This window comes from Pseudorhizobium flavum, assembly GCF_044142885.1.
Lineage (GTDB): Bacteria > Pseudomonadota > Alphaproteobacteria > Rhizobiales > Rhizobiaceae > Neorhizobium > Neorhizobium flavum.
Window position 1 is genome coordinate 676908 of the sequence record NZ_JBIOKZ010000002.1, and the last position, 16983, is coordinate 693890.

At 61.1% G+C, this 16983-nt stretch carries 17 protein-coding genes; 9 read left to right on the forward strand and 8 right to left on the reverse strand.

Features of this window, described 5'->3' with window-relative positions:
• Position 1: 1 nt before the first annotated feature.
• Positions 2-2923 carry an excinuclease ABC subunit UvrA gene (gene uvrA / locus ACEPP2_RS06765; protein WP_395516147.1) on the reverse strand — a complete coding sequence of 974 codons (2922 nt, stop codon included), beginning with the start codon at positions 2921-2923 and terminating at the stop codon, positions 2-4.
• Positions 2924-3175: 252 nt separating this feature from the next.
• Here uvrA and ACEPP2_RS06770 point away from each other — a divergent pair, with 252 nt between their 5' ends.
• Positions 3176-3721, forward strand: coding sequence for a single-stranded DNA-binding protein (locus ACEPP2_RS06770; protein WP_395516148.1), 546 nt, complete (start codon positions 3176-3178; stop codon positions 3719-3721).
• Positions 3722-3762: 41 nt separating this feature from the next.
• Here the strand turns inward: ACEPP2_RS06770 and ACEPP2_RS06775 are convergent, their stop codons facing one another.
• Positions 3763-4395, reverse strand: coding sequence for a MarC family protein (locus ACEPP2_RS06775; protein WP_395516149.1), 633 nt, complete (start codon positions 4393-4395; stop codon positions 3763-3765).
• A gap of 216 nt (positions 4396-4611) precedes the next feature.
• On the opposite strand from ACEPP2_RS06775, the gene gyrA reads away from it, so the two are divergent.
• A complete protein-coding gene (gene gyrA / locus ACEPP2_RS06780; protein ID WP_395516150.1) occupies positions 4612-7428 on the forward strand; it encodes a DNA gyrase subunit A in 2817 nt (938 codons plus the stop codon).
• 118 nt (positions 7429-7546) lie between these two features.
• Here gyrA and ACEPP2_RS06785 read toward each other — a convergent pair whose 3' ends face one another.
• Both ACEPP2_RS06785 and ACEPP2_RS06790 read right to left on the reverse strand, forming a co-directional pair.
• Positions 7547-7681, reverse strand: a complete 135-nt coding sequence (locus tag ACEPP2_RS06785) for a hypothetical protein (RefSeq protein WP_268876988.1) — start codon at positions 7679-7681, stop codon at positions 7547-7549.
• 23 nt (positions 7682-7704) lie between these two features.
• Positions 7705-7884 carry a hypothetical protein gene (locus tag ACEPP2_RS06790; protein WP_395516151.1) on the reverse strand — a complete coding sequence of 60 codons (180 nt, stop codon included), beginning with the start codon at positions 7882-7884 and terminating at the stop codon, positions 7705-7707.
• 225 nt (positions 7885-8109) lie between these two features.
• Between ACEPP2_RS06790 and coaD the strand changes: the two genes are divergently transcribed.
• From coaD to tgt, 6 genes are all read left to right on the forward strand, one after another.
• The gene (gene coaD, locus ACEPP2_RS06795; RefSeq protein ID WP_077546255.1) at positions 8110-8604 is read left to right on the forward strand and encodes a pantetheine-phosphate adenylyltransferase; all 495 of its coding nucleotides are present in this window, start codon (positions 8110-8112) and stop codon (positions 8602-8604) included.
• A 21-nt stretch (positions 8605-8625) separates the two neighbouring features.
• Positions 8626-9192: a peptidylprolyl isomerase gene (locus ACEPP2_RS06800; RefSeq protein ID WP_077546254.1), complete on the forward strand. Its 567-nt coding sequence runs from the start codon at positions 8626-8628 to the stop codon at positions 9190-9192.
• A 47-nt stretch (positions 9193-9239) separates the two neighbouring features.
• Positions 9240-9755, forward strand: coding sequence for a peptidylprolyl isomerase (locus ACEPP2_RS06805; protein ID WP_077546284.1), 516 nt, complete (start codon positions 9240-9242; stop codon positions 9753-9755).
• 92 nt (positions 9756-9847) lie between these two features.
• Positions 9848-10297: a DMT family transporter gene (locus tag ACEPP2_RS06810; RefSeq protein ID WP_281977438.1), complete on the forward strand. Its 450-nt coding sequence runs from the start codon at positions 9848-9850 to the stop codon at positions 10295-10297.
• Between the two features lie 6 nt (positions 10298-10303).
• Positions 10304-11389: a tRNA preQ1(34) S-adenosylmethionine ribosyltransferase-isomerase QueA gene (queA, locus tag ACEPP2_RS06815; protein WP_281977437.1), complete on the forward strand. Its 1086-nt coding sequence runs from the start codon at positions 10304-10306 to the stop codon at positions 11387-11389.
• Entirely contained in the window at positions 11386-12516 is a 1131-nt protein-coding gene (gene tgt, locus ACEPP2_RS06820; protein ID WP_281977436.1) for a tRNA guanosine(34) transglycosylase Tgt, read from the forward strand. The genes queA and tgt overlap by 4 nt, the downstream gene beginning before the upstream one ends.
• A gap of 15 nt (positions 12517-12531) precedes the next feature.
• On the opposite strand, the gene ACEPP2_RS06825 is transcribed toward tgt, so the two are convergent.
• Positions 12532-12957 (reverse strand): DUF4864 domain-containing protein, encoded by a 426-nt coding sequence (locus tag ACEPP2_RS06825; protein WP_395516152.1) that lies wholly within the window; start codon positions 12955-12957, stop codon positions 12532-12534.
• Positions 12958-13094: 137 nt separating this feature from the next.
• Between ACEPP2_RS06825 and ACEPP2_RS06830 the strand changes: the two genes are divergently transcribed.
• On the forward strand, positions 13095-13604 hold the full coding sequence (locus ACEPP2_RS06830) for a regulatory protein RecX (RefSeq protein WP_235864176.1): 510 nt from the start codon (positions 13095-13097) through the stop codon (positions 13602-13604).
• A gap of 149 nt (positions 13605-13753) precedes the next feature.
• Here ACEPP2_RS06830 and ACEPP2_RS06835 read toward each other — a convergent pair whose 3' ends face one another.
• The 3 genes from ACEPP2_RS06835 to metG are packed head-to-tail and all read right to left on the reverse strand — an operon-like array spanning position 13754 to position 16934.
• Positions 13754-14575 (reverse strand): MBL fold metallo-hydrolase, encoded by an 822-nt coding sequence (locus ACEPP2_RS06835; RefSeq protein ID WP_395516153.1) that lies wholly within the window; start codon positions 14573-14575, stop codon positions 13754-13756.
• Between the two features lie 5 nt (positions 14576-14580).
• Positions 14581-15363, reverse strand: a complete 783-nt coding sequence (locus ACEPP2_RS06840; RefSeq protein ID WP_281977433.1) for a TatD family hydrolase — start codon at positions 15361-15363, stop codon at positions 14581-14583.
• A 14-nt stretch (positions 15364-15377) separates the two neighbouring features.
• Positions 15378-16934 carry a methionine--tRNA ligase gene (metG, locus tag ACEPP2_RS06845; RefSeq protein WP_395516154.1) on the reverse strand — a complete coding sequence of 519 codons (1557 nt, stop codon included), beginning with the start codon at positions 16932-16934 and terminating at the stop codon, positions 15378-15380.
• Positions 16935-16983 lie beyond the last annotated feature (49 nt).

The following is a 16983-nucleotide window of genomic DNA, read 5'->3' on the forward strand; positions in this document are numbered from 1 at the left end:
ACTACTCCGCCGCCTCAACCCTCTTCGCCGGTCGCCGATCGAGCAGTTCCTTGAGGAACTGACCCGTGTAGGACCGCTTTTCCTTGACGATCGCCTCCGGCGGTCCGGCTGCCACCACTTCGCCGCCGCCGGTTCCACCTTCCGGTCCGATATCGATGATCCAGTCCGCGGTCTTGATGACCTCCAGATTATGTTCGATCACCACAACCGAATTCCCCTGGTTTACCAGTTCGTGCAACATGTCGAGCAGCTTTGCCACGTCATGGAAATGCAGACCCGTCGTCGGCTCGTCGAGGATATAGAGCGTGCGTCCGGTCGATCGCTTCGACAATTCCTTGGCTAGCTTGACGCGCTGCGCCTCGCCACCCGAAAGCGTGTTGGCCTGCTGCCCCACCTTGATATAGCCCAGGCCGACATTGAAGAGCGCCTGCAACTTGTCACGCACGGAGGGAACGGCCGAGAAGAACTCGACACCTTCCTCGACCGTCATGTCCAGCACATCGGCGATTGACTTGCCCTTGAAATGCACGTCGAGCGTCTCACGGTTGTAGCGCTTGCCGTGGCAGACGTCGCAGGTGACGTAGACGTCGGGAAGGAAGTGCATCTCGATCTTGATGACGCCGTCGCCCTGGCAGGCCTCGCAGCGGCCGCCCTTGACGTTGAAGGAAAAGCGGCCGGGCGCATAGCCCCGCGCCTTCGCCTCGGGGAGGCCTGCAAACCAGTCACGGATCGGGGTGAAGGCGCCGGTATAGGTGGCCGGGTTGGAGCGCGGCGTGCGTCCGATCGGCGACTGGTCAATATCGATCACCTTGTCAATGTGTTCGAAACCGTCGATCCTGTCGTGCTCGGCAGGGGTCTCTCGCGCACCCATGACCCGCCGTGCGGCGGCCTTGTAGAGCGTTTCGATCAGGAAGGTGGACTTGCCGCCGCCCGAAACGCCGGTTACCGCCGTGAAAACGCCGAGCGGCACAGATGCGGTGACATTCCTCAGGTTGTTGCCGCGGGCGCCGACGACCTTGATCTCCTTTCCCTTCTTCGGCTTGCGACGTTCGGCGGGCACCGCGACACCGAGTTCGCCGGAAAGATACTTGCCGGTGATCGATTTAGGGTTTGCCATGACCTGCGCGGGCGTGCCTTCCGCGACCACTTCACCGCCGTGAATGCCTGCGGCAGGACCGATATCGACGACATAATCAGCGGTGAGGATCGCGTCCTCGTCATGCTCGACGACAATCACGGTATTGCCGATGTCCCGCAGGTGCTTCAGCGTATCGAGCAGCCGCGCATTGTCGCGCTGGTGAAGACCGATCGACGGTTCGTCCAGGACATAGAGCACCCCCGTGAGCCCTGAGCCGATCTGCGAGGCAAGCCGGATGCGCTGGCTTTCGCCGCCGGACAGCGTGCCTGAATTCCGGGAAAGGCTGAGATAGTCGAGGCCGACATCGTTGAGGAAGCGCAGCCGTTCGCGGATCTCCTTGAGGATGCGCACCGCAATCTCGTTCTGCTTGGTGTTCAGGTGCTGCGGCAGTTCCTCGAACCAGTCCCGCGCCACCTTGATGGACATGTCGGTCACCTGACCGATATGCAGCGCGTTGACCTTGACGGCCAGTGCCTCCGGTTTCAGACGGAAGCCGTTGCAGGCGGGGCAGGGCGCCGCCGACATGTAGCGCTCTATCTCCTCGCGCGCCCACGCACTGTCGGTTTCCTTCCAGCGGCGTTCGAGGTTGGGAACGATCCCTTCGAATGTCTTCGTTGTCTTGTAGGACCGGGCGCCGTCCGCATAATGGAACTCGACCTTCTCTTCGGTCCCCTGGAGGATGGCGGACTGCGCCTGCTCGGAGAGTTCCGACCAGCGGGTGGACAGCTTGAAGCCATAGACCTTCCCAAGCCCCTCCAGGGTCTGGTTGTAATAAGGTGAAGTCGACTTGGCCCATGGGGCTATAGCGCCGTCGCGCAGCGTGCGGCTCGGCTCCGGCACGATCAACGCCGCGTCGATCTTCTGCTGGAAGCCGAGCCCGTCACAAGTGGGGCAGGCACCAAAAGGATTGTTGAAGGAGAACAGTCGCGGTTCGATCTCTGGGATCGTAAAGCCCGAAACGGGGCAGGCGAATTTCTCAGAAAAGAGCACGCGTTCGTGCGTTTCGTTCAGCGACTTGTTCGCCGAGCCGCCCGCGGCCGTTTCCTGCGGCGGGAGCGGCTTGTCGGCAAATTCCGCGATTGCCAGACCGTCGGCAAGCTTCAGCGAGGTCTCGAGGCTGTCGGCCAGTCGCGCACCGATGTCCGAACGCACAACGAGGCGATCCACCACCACGTCGATGTCATGCTTGTATTTCTTGTCGAGCGCCGGCACATCGGCGATCTCGTAGAACTGGCCATCCACCTTCACCCGCTGAAAACCCTTCTTCATCAGCTCGGCGAGTTCTTTCTTGTACTCACCTTTGCGGCCGCGGATCATCGGCGCCAGAATGTAGAGACGCGTCCCTTCCTCGAAGGCCAGGACACGATCGACCATCTGGCTGACCGTCTGGCTCTCGATCGGAAGACCGGTCGCCGGGGAATAGGGAACGCCAACGCGCGCGAACAGCAGGCGCATGTAGTCGTAGATCTCGGTGACCGTGCCGACCGTGGAGCGCGGATTGCGGGACGTCGTCTTCTGCTCGATCGAGATGGCCGGAGAAAGCCCGTCGATCTGGTCCACGTCCGGCTTCTGCATCATCTCCAGGAACTGGCGCGCATAGGCCGAAAGGCTTTCGACATAGCGTCGCTGCCCCTCCGCGTAGATCGTGTCGAAAGCGAGGGAGGATTTGCCTGAACCGGAAAGCCCGGTCATGACGATCAACGAGTTGCGCGGCAAGTCGAGATCGATACCCTTCAGGTTATGCTCACGCGCACCACGGATGGAGATCGTCTTAAGTTCGCTCATTAGTCTGCTCGGTGGGGAAGGATCGATGCCCTTATGTAGTGAATGAAGTGGCGGTGTGAAGGCAGAAACTCCAACAGACCGCGTCAAATGCGACTCGCTTGACTCGATCATAGAGAATAAATAGAACAAAAAAAGAACAAAAATCGACTGTGGATGAGCGGCAGAGAGAGGCCAATCCCGGCTGCATATGGTCTAAGCTGCCGTCCTCTCGGAAATTGGCTGCACGACAGGCAGCGAACAAGGTGAAGAACTATGGCTGGAAGCGTCAACAAGGTAATCCTGATCGGCAATGTCGGCGCCGATCCTGAAATTCGGCGCACGCAGGACGGCCGTCCGATCGCCAACCTGCGCATTGCCACCTCGGAAAGCTGGCGTGACCGTAACAGCGGCGAACGCAAGGAGAAGACCGAATGGCACAATGTCGTCGTCTTCAACGAGGGCCTGTGCAAGGTTGTCGAACAGTATGTGAAGAAGGGCGCCAAGCTCTACATCGAGGGCGCGCTGCAGACCCGCAAGTGGCAGGACCAGAACGGCAATGACCGTTACTCGACGGAGGTCGTGCTGCAGGGCTTCAACTCGACACTGACCATGCTGGACGGGCGCGGCGAAGGTGGCGGGCAGGGCAGCTATGGCGGCGGCGGTGGTGGCCGCGTTAGTGGCGGCAGCGACTATGGCGGAGGCAACTTCGGCGACGACTATGACCGGCCAGCCTCAGGCGGAAGCCGTGGAGGCCAAGGTGGCGGACAGGGTGGCGGAGGTGGCTTCTCCCGCGATTTGGACGACGACATCCCGTTCTGATCTACGTTCGGTCGCTTTGTGAGCGACTGAACTGACGAGCCTCAGACGGTGTTGAACGCCGACTTCACGCCGTCCACCACGAACTGGACGGAAAGTGCGGCGAGAATAACTCCGAGAAGGCGGGTCAGGATGGCCCGCCCGGTCACTCCCAGGAAGCGGTCCAGCCGTTCTGCAATCAGCAGGGCCGCCAGCACTACGCCCATCGTAAGCGCCAGAACGCCGATCAGCAAAAGCCGATCCCACGGGCCTGCTAGCGTGCCGGCGAGAAGTACCGTTGCGGAAATGGCTCCCGGCCCGGCGATGAGCGGAAGCGCCAGCGGAAACACCGCGATGTTGTGGAGGTGGTCGGCGGTCACTGCCGCCTGCGACGCCTTTTCCTTGCGCTCCTGCCGACGCTCGAAGACCATCTCGAAAGAGATCCAGAACAGCAGAAGTCCGCCGGCGATGCGGAATGCGCCCATGGATATCCCAAGGGAGCCCAGCAGGCTCGCGCCGAAAAGGGCAAAGACGGCAAGTATCCCGAAAGCTATCAGTGAGCCCCGCACAGCGACATGACGGCGCTGGTCCCGGTTCATACCGACCGTCAGCCCCAGGAAGACCGGTGCAAGCCCGGGCGGGTCGAGCGTCACGAGCAGGGTCGTGAAGGCATTGACCAATATGTCCGCAGTCGCCATCTCTCCTCCGGCGCGTTTGCCGATCCTTGCGGACCCCCTCTGACCTTGTTAGGACAGCGTGACCTTCAAGGGAAGGGCGGCCGGGCCATTTCCAGCGCCACGCCGGCTTTTGCGCCAGGGTTCGAAACCTGTTCACAACCGGTGTCGAACTTGGCGCATGAAGCCGCTTTCCGCTATAGAAACACAACTGATTCCGAACAAAGATCGTGATCCGACTTGACTGAGCAAAGCACCCCCGGCGGCGGAAAGCTGCCACCCGGCATCGAACCCATTTCCATCATGGAAGAGATGCAGCGGTCCTATCTCGATTACGCCATGAGCGTCATCGTCAGCCGCGCGCTCCCGGATGTTCGAGACGGATTGAAGCCGGTCCATCGCCGCATCCTGTTCTCCATGAGCGAGATGGGCATCGACTGGAACAAGAAGTACGTGAAGTCGGCGCGCGTCACCGGTGACGTGATGGGTAAGTACCATCCGCACGGCGACGTCGCGATCTACGACGCGCTGGCCCGCATGGCGCAGGACTGGTCGCTCCGCCTGCCGCTGATCGACGGCCAGGGCAATTTCGGCTCGATCGACGGCGATCCGCCAGCGGCCCAGCGATATACCGAATGCCGGCTCCAGAAGGCAGCCCATGCGCTTCTCGACGACCTCGACAAGGAGACGGTGAACTTCCGCGACAACTACGACGGCACGCTCTCCGAGCCTGTCGTGGTGCCGGCGCGCTTTCCGAACCTCCTCGTCAACGGCGCCGGCGGCATTGCGGTCGGCATGGCGACGAACATCCCGCCGCACAACCTGTCGGAAGTTATCGACGCCTGTATTGCCCTGATCGACAATCCGGCGATCGAACTGCCGGAACTGATGCAGATCATCCCGGGTCCGGATTTCCCCACCGGCGCGCTGATCCTCGGCAGGGCGGGGATCAAGTCCGCCTACGAGAGCGGGCGGGGCTCCGTCATCATGCGCGGCCGGGCGCATATCGAGCCGATGCGTGGCGACCGCGAACAGATCATCATCACCGAAGTGCCCTACCAGGTGAACAAGGCGACGATGATCGAGAAGATGGCCGAGCTCGTGCGCGACAAGCGCATCGAAGGCATTTCCGATCTGCGCGACGAGTCCGACCGCCAGGGTTACCGCGTCGTCATCGAGCTGAAGCGCGATGCGAATGCCGAGGTCATTCTCAACCAGCTCTACCGCTACACTCCGCTGCAGACCTCGTTCGGCTGCAACATGGTTGCGCTGAACGGCGGCAAGCCCGAGCAGCTGACGCTGATCGACATGCTGAAGGCATTCGTTTCCTTCCGCGAGGAGGTCGTCAGCCGGCGCACGAAGTACCTTCTGCGCAAGGCTCGGGAACGCGCACATGTGTTGGTCGGACTGGCGATCGCTGTCGCGAACATTGACGAGGTCATCAACCTGATCCGTCGCGCACCCGATCCGGCAACCGCGCGTGAGCAGCTGATGACGCGCCGCTGGCCCGCGCATGATGTCGATGCGCTGATCCGGCTGATCGACGATCCACGCCACCGCATCAATGAGGACAGCACCTACAACCTTTCGGAAGAACAGGCTCGTGCGATCCTCGAATTGCGTCTTGCGCGCCTGACCGCCCTCGGCCGGGACGAGATCGCCGACGAACTCAACAAGATCGGTGTAGAGATCAGCGACTACCTGGAAATCCTTTCCTCGCGGGTTCGCATCTACCAGATCGTCAAGGACGAGCTGACGGCCGTCCGGGACGAATTCGGGACGCCGCGGCGCACCGAAATCCTCGAAGGCGGCCCCGACATGGACGATGAGGATCTCATCGCCCGTGAGGACATGGTCGTCACTGTTTCACACCTCGGCTACATCAAGCGGGTGCCGCTCACGACTTATCGCGCCCAGCGGCGGGGCGGCAAGGGCCGCTCGGGCATGGCCACCCGCGACGAGGATTTCGTTACCCGACTGTTCGTTGCCAACACGCACACACCGGTACTGTTCTTCTCCTCTCGCGGCATCGTCTACAAGGAGAAGGTCTGGCGCCTGCCGATCGGCACGCCTACATCGCGCGGCAAGGCACTGATCAACATGCTACCGCTGGAGCCAGGCGAACGCATCACGACGATCATGCCGCTGCCGGAAGACGAGGCGACTTGGGACAACCTCGACGTCATGTTCTCGACGACACGCGGCACTGTACGCCGGAACAAGCTCTCCGATTTCATCCAGGTCAATCGCAACGGCAAGATCGCGATGAAGCTCGAAGAGGAGGGCGACGAAATCCTGTCCGTCGAGACATGCACGGATCGTGATGACGTGCTCCTGACGACCGCGCTTGGCCAGTGCATCCGCTTCCCTGTCGACAGCGTACGCGTCTTTGCAGGCCGTAACTCGATCGGCGTGCGCGGAATCACATTGCAGTCCGGGGACCGCATCATCTCGATGACCATTGTCGGACATGTCGATGCCGAGCCCTGGGAGCGCGCTGCCTACCTCAAGCGGTCTGCCGGGGAACGTCGCGCGATGGGCGTTGACGAAGAGGATATCTCCCTGGTCGGCGAAGAGGTCGGCGCCGAAGGTGAACTCACCGAGGAGCGGTACCAGGAACTCAAGGCGCGGGAGCAGTTCGTGCTGACGGTTTCTGAGCGAGGCTTCGGCAAGCGTTCGTCCTCCTACGACTTCCGTACCTCTGGCCGCGGCGGCAAGGGGATCCGCGCCACCGATACCTCGCGCACGAATGAGATCGGGCAACTGGTGGCCGCTTTCCCGGTCGAAGATACCGACCAGATCATGCTCGTGTCGAATGGCGGGGTACTGATCCGCGTCCCGGTCAACGGCATTCGCATCGCAAGCCGCGCCACGAAGGGCGTCACCATCTTCTCCACCGCGAAGGATGAACGCGTCGTTTCAGTAGAACGCGTCAGCGAGCCGGAAGGCAGCGATGAGAACGGTGGCCTGGTCCCCGACGAGATCGTTTCGGAAACGGGCGATTTCGGACCATCTCCCAAGGCAGAGGCTCCGCCTCCGGATACGGACGCTGAGTGATGCTCAGAACGAAAATAAGCCGGGCATCATGCCCGGCTTATTTTTTGGCTGCACGGTCGACATCTCGTGCGACGGTGCAGTCCGCTACCGTGAAATCAGTAAAACTCGATCTCAATGACTAGAAGGTGACCCGGCGGGCCGCGAAGACCTTCATTTCCTCGCGTTCACGGCGCAGTTCGGAAATCGTCGACGCGATCGACGCTACGAACATGATGCTGATCAGACTTGCCAATACCGAAAGGGTCACGAACATAACCTGCCTCTTGCTTCGGGCCGTCAGTAGAACGAGATATCGTGATAACGTCCCGTCATCTGCGGATAGTTTCGGTCGCTCCATTCCGAACGATCCTGGTAAAGGGTCACCGTGGCCGTGAGCATTGCCGCAATCATTGCTGTCCATACCATGTTGATCATGGAAATCTTGTCCAGCATGATCGGCTTCCTTCTCTCGATCATCTCAGTTGTCCTTCTTGCTGGCCAGAACGCTCTTCCGGCGAACTGGTTCCAATTGCATGGAGAAGCATGGGGTCGCTTCTCGGTTCGGTCTCCCGCCCACTGCTGGCAAGAATGCATACCGTCAATGAAACGGGCTTGAATGGCGCATTCATCTGGCGTTCATCTTCGCGGCTTGCAGCGCCGGACCTTCCGTGACAAAAGGCGATAAAACCCGTGAGAGGCTTGATGGCGACCGCATTTTATCCCGGATCATTCGATCCGATGACGAACGGACACCTCGATGTGCTGCTCCAGGCGTTGAATGTCGCGGAAAGGGTGGTCGTTGCGATAGGGATCCATCCTGGGAAGACGCCGCTTTTCACCTTCGAGGAGCGAGCACAGCTAATCCGAGCATCACTTACCGAGGCATTGCCGTCCGCAGCCGGCGAGATCGATGTCATTTCGTTCGACAACCTCGTGGTGGATGCCGCACGTGCCCATGGCGCAAGCCTGCTTATTCGCGGACTGAGGGACGGTACCGATCTGGACTATGAAATGCAGATGGCTGGCATGAACCGGCAGATGGCGCCCGACGTGCAAACGGTATTTCTGCCCGCTGGCGTTGCCTCGCGGCCCATTACGGCCACATTGGTACGTCAGATCGCCGCGATGGGCGGTGACGTCGGTGCCTTCGTTCCGGCTCCGGTGCTTGCTGCCATGAAAAACAAGCTGAACCGCTGAACTCTCGTTCTTGGAGAAGACATGAAACTGCTTCGTCTCGCCTTTGCCGGTGCCCTCGCATTTACCTCGGTTGTCTTGCCGGCATTCGCCGCAGAGGACGATTACCTGACGATCGAACTCAAGGACGGCCCGGTGGTCGTCGAACTGCTGCCGGACGCGGCACCCAAGCACGTAGAGCGCCTGAAGGAGCTCGCGGCGAAGGGTGAGTACGACAATGTGGCTTTTCATCGCGTGATCGAGGGTTTCATGGCCCAGACCGGTGACGTCGAGTTCGGCGATATGGAGGATGGCTTCAATGCTGCGCGGGCTGGTACTGGTGGATCGCAGCTGCCCGATCTTCCCGCCGAGTTCTCCCAGCTTCCGTTCGAACGCGGTACAGTCGGCATGGCACGGTCGCAGGATCCCGATTCTGCCAATTCGCAGTTCTTCATCATGTTTGACGAGGGATCGTTCCTCAACGGCCAGTACACGGTCGTGGGCAAGGTCGTCTCGGGCATGGAGAACGTCGACAAGATCAAGCGGGGCGAGGGTGGCAACGGCGAGGTTTCCGATCCTGACCGTATGGTGAAGGTCACTGTCGGACGATAGACGAAGGACGCTCACCGGCGTCGAAACGAAGAATGAAGGAGAAGGACATGGCCGAGATCAAGGATCCGGAAAACACGCTCATCATGGAAACCACGAAGGGCAAGGTCGTGATCTCGCTGATGCCTGATCTTGCACCCGACCACGTCGCCCGGATCAAGGAGCTCGCCCGTGAGAACGCCTATGACGGTGTCGTCTTCCACCGCGTGATCGCCGACTTCATGGCGCAGACAGGCGACGTCCAGTATGGCAAGAAGGGCGGCGCGAGCTTCAACCCTTCGCGGGCCGGCATGGGCGGTTCCGACAAGCCGGACCTGAAGGCCGAGTTCTCGGCCGTTCCGCATGTCCGAGGCACCTGCTCTATGGCCCGTTCCCAGAACCCGAACTCCGCCAACTCGCAGTTCTTCATCTGCTTCACAGAGGCTCCCTGGCTCAACAAGCAGTACACCGTATGGGGTCAGGTCATCGAAGGCATGGAGCATATCGACCAGATCAAGAAGGGTGAGCCGGTCCAGGATCCCGACTCGATCGTCACGCTGCGGGTTGCTGCCGACGCGGCTGCCTGATCATCCAGGCACGGATGATCCCTGCGCCCCGGGAAAGACCGGGGCGTTTTCCGTTTGTGACAATGGTTCAGCGAGGCGATGAAGGTACTTCGATGACTGGCTTTCTTTGGGGCATCCTCGGCGTCGTTGCCGGCGCATGCATCGCGATCCAGGCCCCGATCAACACGCAACTCGGCCGCGCGCTCGGGATGCCGGTGGCGGCCGCCATGATATCCTTCGCCGCCGGTGCGGTGGCCCTTGCGGCCGTGCTCGTCGTCTTCTCCCGCCTCCAGGGCGTTGCGCCGGATTGGCGCGCGCCAGCTCCCTGGCTGTACTTCGCGGGTGGCTGCCTCGGAAGCGTTTATGTCACGGCTGCCATCCTGCTGACGCCCCGGATCGGCGCAGCCGCCGTCATGGCGTTTTCCGTCGCGGGCCAACTCACGGCCGGTCTTCTCATTGACCGCATCGGCTTCATGGGTGTAGCCGTGCGCGAACTGACGGCCGGACGGGTAGTAGGGGCTCTGCTGCTCTGCGCCGGCGTCGTGATGATCCGGATGTTCTGACCTCTCATGCGCGTAGACCTCTTCGACTTCGACCTGCCTGACGAAAACATCGCCTTGCGCCCAGCTAGCCCGCGCGACGCCGCTCGCATGCTGGTTGTCCGCCCCGCGGGCACACCTGTCCTCTCCGACCGGGCGGTTCGCGATCTCCCATCCCTCCTGCGAGAAGGCGATGCGCTGGTCTTCAACGACACCCGCGTCATTCCCGCGCAACTGGAAGGGCAGCGTGTCCGCGAAGGTGGAAGCGAATTGCCGGTGTCCGCGACACTGCATATGCGGGCAGGTCCTGAGCGTTGGAAGGCTTTTGCAAGACCCGGCAAGCGCATCAAGGTCGGTGACCGGATCCTCTTCGGACATAGCGGCGATGCCTGCCTTCTCGGCACGCTGAATGCTACCGTCGAGGCGAAGGGCGAGGGGGGCGAGATCACGCTTCTCTTCGACCTTTCTGGCCCTGCGCTCGACGAGGCGATCATGACGGTCGGGCACATTCCTCTGCCGCCTTACATCGCGGACAAGCGGCCCGAGGACGAACGCGACAGAGAAGATTACCAGACCATCTATGCGCGCGAGCAAGGTGCCGTCGCCGCACCGACGGCCGGTCTGCATTTCACACCAGATCTCTTCGCGGCGCTCGACGAGGCGGGGATCGAGCGGCATTTCGTGACGCTGCACGTCGGTGCGGGAACTTTTCTTCCGGTGAAGGCAGATGACACGAGCGAGCACCGAATGCATGCCGAAATCGGACATGTCAGCTCCGACACCGCCGAGCGACTGAACGCGATCAGGAAGCGGGGCGGGAGAATCGTCGCCGTCGGAACCACATCCCTGCGCCTGCTGGAGAGTGCAACTGCAGAGGATGGAACCATCCATCCCTGGAGCGGCTCGACCGACATCTTCATCACGCCGGGTTACAGGTTCAGGGGCGTCGATATCCTGATGACCAATTTTCATCTGCCGAAATCGACGCTCTTCATGCTCGTCTCCGCCTTCAGCGGCCTTGAAACGATGCGAGGCGCCTACCAGCACGCCATCCGTACCGGCTATCGCTTCTATTCCTACGGCGATGCCAGCCTCCTGTTCCGGGACCCAGAATGACAGAAACATTTCAGTTCACCCTCAAGGCTACTGACGGCGGTGCGCGGCTTGGCGAAGTCAGCATGCCACGGGGCACGATCCGCACGCCGGCCTTCATGCCCGTCGGCACGGTCGGCACCGTCAAGGCGATGTATCTCGACCAGGTGCGGGAGACCGGTGCGGATATCATCCTCGGCAATACCTACCATCTGATGTTGCGGCCGGGAGCTGAACGCGTCGCGCGGCTCGGAGGACTGCACAAGCTCATCCGCTGGGAGCACCCGATCCTCACCGACAGCGGCGGCTTCCAGGTCATGTCGCTGTCCGGCCTGCGGAAGCTGGACGAGCAGGGCGTCACCTTCAAGAGCCACGTGGACGGCTCGCTGCACCACATGTCGCCGGAGCGGTCCATCGAAATACAGGGGCTCCTCGGTTCCGACATCCAGATGCAACTGGACGAATGCGTCGCGCTCCCTGCAGAGCCGAAGGAGATCGAGCGGGCGATGGAGCTTTCCCTCCGCTGGGCGGAACGATGCCGCGTCGCCTTCGGCGAGCAAGCCGGCAAGGCTATGTTCGGCATCGTCCAGGGCGGTGACCAGCCGGATCTGCGAATACGGTCAGCAGAAGGGCTGAAGCAGCTCGATCTGAAGGGCTATGCGATCGGCGGCCTTGCCGTCGGAGAGCCACAGGATGTGATGCTGAAGATGTTGGAAGAAACACTGCCGGTTCTTCCGACCACAAAGCCACGCTACCTGATGGGGGTAGGCACGCCCGACGACATCCTGAAATCCGTCGCCCGCGGTATCGACATGTTCGATTGCGTGATGCCGACTCGCTCCGGACGCCATGGCCTTGCCTTCACGCGGCGCGGCCGCATCAACATTCGTAACGCGCGGCATGCTGAAGACATGCGCCCGCTCGACGAGGACTCGAGCTGCCCTGCGGCGCGCGACTATTCCCGCGCCTACCTGCATCACCTGGTTCGTTCGGACGAAGCGCTGGGAGGAATGTTGCTGTCCTGGAACAACCTTTCCTACTACCAGGACCTGATGAAGGGTATTCGCCTCGCCATTGCCGAAGGACGTTTCGAGGAGTTTTATGCGGAGACGCAGGCGACGTGGGCGAGGGGTGATCTGGACCCTATTTGAGCATCGACGACTGCGTCAGATGCCTCGGTCGGCGCGGTTGGGTTGAAGGCGGATGCCGTTGACCTTGTAGATACCGCTGTCCAGCAGCCTGATCTCGAAGATCGCCGTCCAGTCACTGCCGTCCCGGTCGGCCAGCATCACCTCCTGCAGTATGAACTCACCTCCGCCGACCAGCTTCGAGCGCCCGAACGCGTAGTTGCGGACGGCCTCAAGCGGCGGGTAGCGGTGAAGGATCATGGCAAGGAAACGGCTCTCGTCCGATATGCTATTACGCATGTTCGGACCGGCCTCCGCAAAAGCTCCCGTCGCGTCACCGCGCGAGAATGCGATGATCTGGCGAGAGACGACCGCCTGTGCGTCGGCCACGGGATCTTCGGCACGCAATGGCCCGCCGGAGAGAATTGCCAGTGCCAGGACGATCGATACGAAGCGCAAGAGCATCGGCTATCCCTTCGACAAATGCTCATCGACAGCTTACATCAAACGGCATGTCTGAAAAGGTCACAACACCGTCAAGCCCGGAGGAGAGCTTGTCGCTCGCAGACAGCGGGACAGATGCTGACGTGCCGACGGCACGAATGCTCGCCTGGGCACGAAACTCCGCGCTCTATCGGCTGTCCCGCCGCATGATGACGGAGCAGGAACTGGGTACTGCCATTCGCAGAAAGGCGAAGCAGAAGTTCGAGGGCATCTCTGAGCCCCAGCTGCAGGCGCTGGCGGCACGAGCAATCGACTGCGGGCGTCAGATGGGCGGACTGGATGACCAGGCCTATTCGGCTTCCAAGGTCCGCGCCGGAATCCGGGGCGGAAAATCCAGAAGGCAGATAGCCGATACGCTTCGACGCAAGGGCGTGAGCAACGACACCGTGAGCGAAGCCTTGCTGGACGCGGATGATCTCCGTGCCGCGACTGCATACGCCCGCAAGCGCGGGTTCGGTCCATTCCGGACCGCGCCCGCGGACGAGAAACGTCTCGCACGGGAACTCGCGTCGCTGGCGCGAAGAGGTTTCAGCCTGGACATCGTCCGGCGGATTACCAGCATGGAGAGGGAGGAAGCAGAAGAGGTGATGGCGGATTCACACTGGTGAGGCGTGCCACGTCGTAACGGCTTTCGTCAAATCCGAAGATCACATAAGATGGATTATGGAACTTATCGATCAAGCTGCGGGTCCAGAGACTTATAGAGAGTCCGTGAGCCTCGCTCTCAGCTTCCAACACGGTCGCGCGTGCACCACCGCTAATTGACCTCGAATTCGTACTCGAAGCTCAGTCCGTCGTGCGCCGGCTGCACATGGTCCGGCGTTGCGGTGTTCACAGCGTCGTAGTCCATGGGTGTGTGCATGTGCGTCAGGTAAACCTGGCGCGGCATCAACCGAGCGATCCACTCCAGCGCCTGCTCGAGCGAAAGATGGCTCGGATGATGATGATACTGCAGAGCATCGAGTATGAGGACATGGAGCCCCTCCAGGCGGGCGATGCTCTCCGGCGGAAAATCACTGACGTCGCTGCAATATCCGACATTGTCGAACCGGAAGCCGAGCGAATGTATCTCGCCATGCACCTGGCGGTGCGGCAGAACCTCGATCGGACCACCCGCACCGCTAATTACCAGCGGCTCGGCGAGTGACTGGATAAGCCTGGGCTCGACGATCGGCGGATAGTTTCCACCAGCCGGTGTTTCGAGGCAATAACCGAAGCCCAGGCGAATCCGCTCCATTGTGGAGCTATCCGCGTAGATGGGAATGCGCTTCCTCTGGGTATGGAAGTAGCCCCGCAGGTCATCGATCCCGTGGAGATGATCCGCATGGGCATGGGTATAGAGCACTGCATCGATATGCTGGACCCGCGCGGCAATCATCTGTTCGCGAAAATCCGGTCCCGTATCGACGACGATGGTGGTTGCGCCGCCGTCCGGTGAGAACTGCTCCACGAGGAAGGCAGCGCGCGTACGTCGATTGCGCGGATTGTTCGGGTCGCAGGCGCCCCAATCGCCGTTGATGCGCGGCACTCCGGGAGAGGACGCACAGCCGAGGATGGTATATCTGCGCCTGTACCGCATGCTCCTCAGAGCCTCGGCATCTTGGCAAAGATCCGAAACGCGTTGTCGGTTGTCATCCGCGCCACTTCGTCGAACGCAAGACCGAGCGTTTCCGCCAGAACCTCCGCCGTATTGACCACATAGGCAGGCTCGTTGCGTTTCCCGCGCCACCGCTTCGGTGCAAGATAAGGAGCATCCGTCTCGACCAGCAGCCGCTCATGCGGAACCGTTTTCGCTATTTCGCGGAGTTCTTCCGACTTCGGAAAAGTCAGGATTCCGGAGAAGGAAATGTAGCCGCCCAACTCGACGCCGGTGCGGGCAAGATCTGCTCCGGACGAGAAGCAATGGAGGATGAAAGGGAAGGCCCCCTTCCCGCTTTCCTCCCTCAGGATCGCCGCCATGTCATCGTCTGCGCTGCGGCTATGGATGACCAGCGGCAATTGCGTCCGGCGGGCTGCTTCGATGTGGCGGCGAAACCCGGTCTGCTGGTCTTCCGGCTTCTGCGTGTCGTAGAAATAATCGAGCCCCGCCTCACCGATCGCGACGATTTTCTCGTGACTCTCTGCCAGCCGAACAAGGTCGTCCGCCGTGATGTCCAGTTCGTCGCCGGCATTGTTCGGATGGGTGCCGACCGAGCAGAAGACGGAGTGATATCGGGCGGTCAACGCCAGCAGGCGATCCAGTTTCCGCACATGCGTCGAGATCGTCACCATCTGTCCCACGCCGACGCCGTGGGCGCGCGCGACGAGGTCGTCGCGCTCCTCATCGAAATCGGCAAAGTCGAGATGGCAGTGTGTATCGATGAGCATTTCTTGCCTCGAACTCAGGCACCTGTCTCCGGTGCGACGTAACGCGGGAAGACCGGCGTCGGCGCCTCGAGCACGGTGCCCGGCACAAGCCGTCCCGCCTCGCCCAGCGAGCCGAAATCACGTTTGTCGGCAGGCGCGGCTACAAGGTCCAGAAGCTTTTCGCTGGAATCCGGCATGTAGGGCTGAAGCAGGATGGCGATCTGCCGGACGATCTCGGCCGTGACGTAAAGCACCGTCGCCATGCGTTCGGGATCCGTCTTCTTCAGCGCCCATGGTGCCTGTCCGGCGAAATAGCGGTCAGTCTCGGAAACGAGACCTATCACGGCAGCGACCGCCCGATGGATCATTTGCTTCTCCATCTCTTCGCGGCACGTTCCCAGAAGCGAATCGGCCGACGTCAGGATGGCCCGATCCTCCTCAGTAAATTCGCCAGGCTCGGGGATCTTGCCATCGCAGTTCTTGACGATCATCGAAAGCGACCGGCTGGCGAGATTGCCGATCCCGTTGGCAAGATCGGCATTGATCCGGGTCCCAATGGCTTCCTCGCTGTAGCTGCCATCCTGGCCGAAGGAGACTTCGCGCAGGAAGAAGTAGCGCACCTGATCGAGCCCGAAGTGGTTCACGAGATTGACCGGATCGACGACGTTGCCGAGGGACTTCGACATCTTCTCGCCCTTGTTGAGCAGGAAACCATGCGCGAAGACCCGCTTCGGCAATGGCAGACCCGCCGACATCAGGAAAGCCGGCCAGTAGACAGCATGGAAGCGGATGATGTCCTTGCCGATGATATGGGCGTCCGCCGGCCAGTATTTAGCGCGCGGGCCATTCTTATCCGTCAGGTAGCCAGTTGCGGTCACATAGTTCGTCAGCGCATCGACCCAGACATACATCACATGCGCCGGATCGTTCGGCACCTTGATGCCCCAGTCGAAGGTGGTCCGGGAGATCGAGAGATCCTTCAAGCCGGACTTGACGAACGAGATGACTTCATTCCGCCGCTCCGCAGGACCGATGAAATCAGGCTTGTCGGAGTAGTGCTTCAGCAGCTTCTCTTCGTAAGCCGAGAGCTTGAAGAAGTAGCTCTCCTCCTCCACCCATTCGACCGGTGTGCCCTGCGGGCCGTAGCGTACGCCATCGTCCCGCACCTCGGTCTCGCCCTCCTGGTAGAAGGCTTCGTCGCGGACGGAATACCAGCCGGCGTAGCTGTCCTTGTAGATGTCGCCATTATCGGCCATCCGGTTCCAAATCTCGCGGCAGGCTTCGTGATGGCGAGGCTCAGTCGTTCGGATGAAATCATCATTCGATGAGTTAAGAAGCCGCCCCATCTCGCGGAATTCGTTGGAATTCCTCTCCGCAAGTTCGGACGGATCGATCCCTTCGGCGCGCGCAGTCTGCTGCATTTTCTGGCCGTGTTCGTCCGTGCCGGTCAGGAAGAAGACGTCCCTGCCGTCCAAGCGCTGGAAGCGCGCCATGGCATCCGTCGCGATCAGTTCATAGGCATGGCCGATATGCGGCTTGCCATTGGGGTAGGAAATCGCGGTGGTGATGTAATAGGGAAGCTTGTCCGGCATTATCGCACTCGAGCATGGGAGGGTCGGTTTGGCTATTAGCCTATGTTTC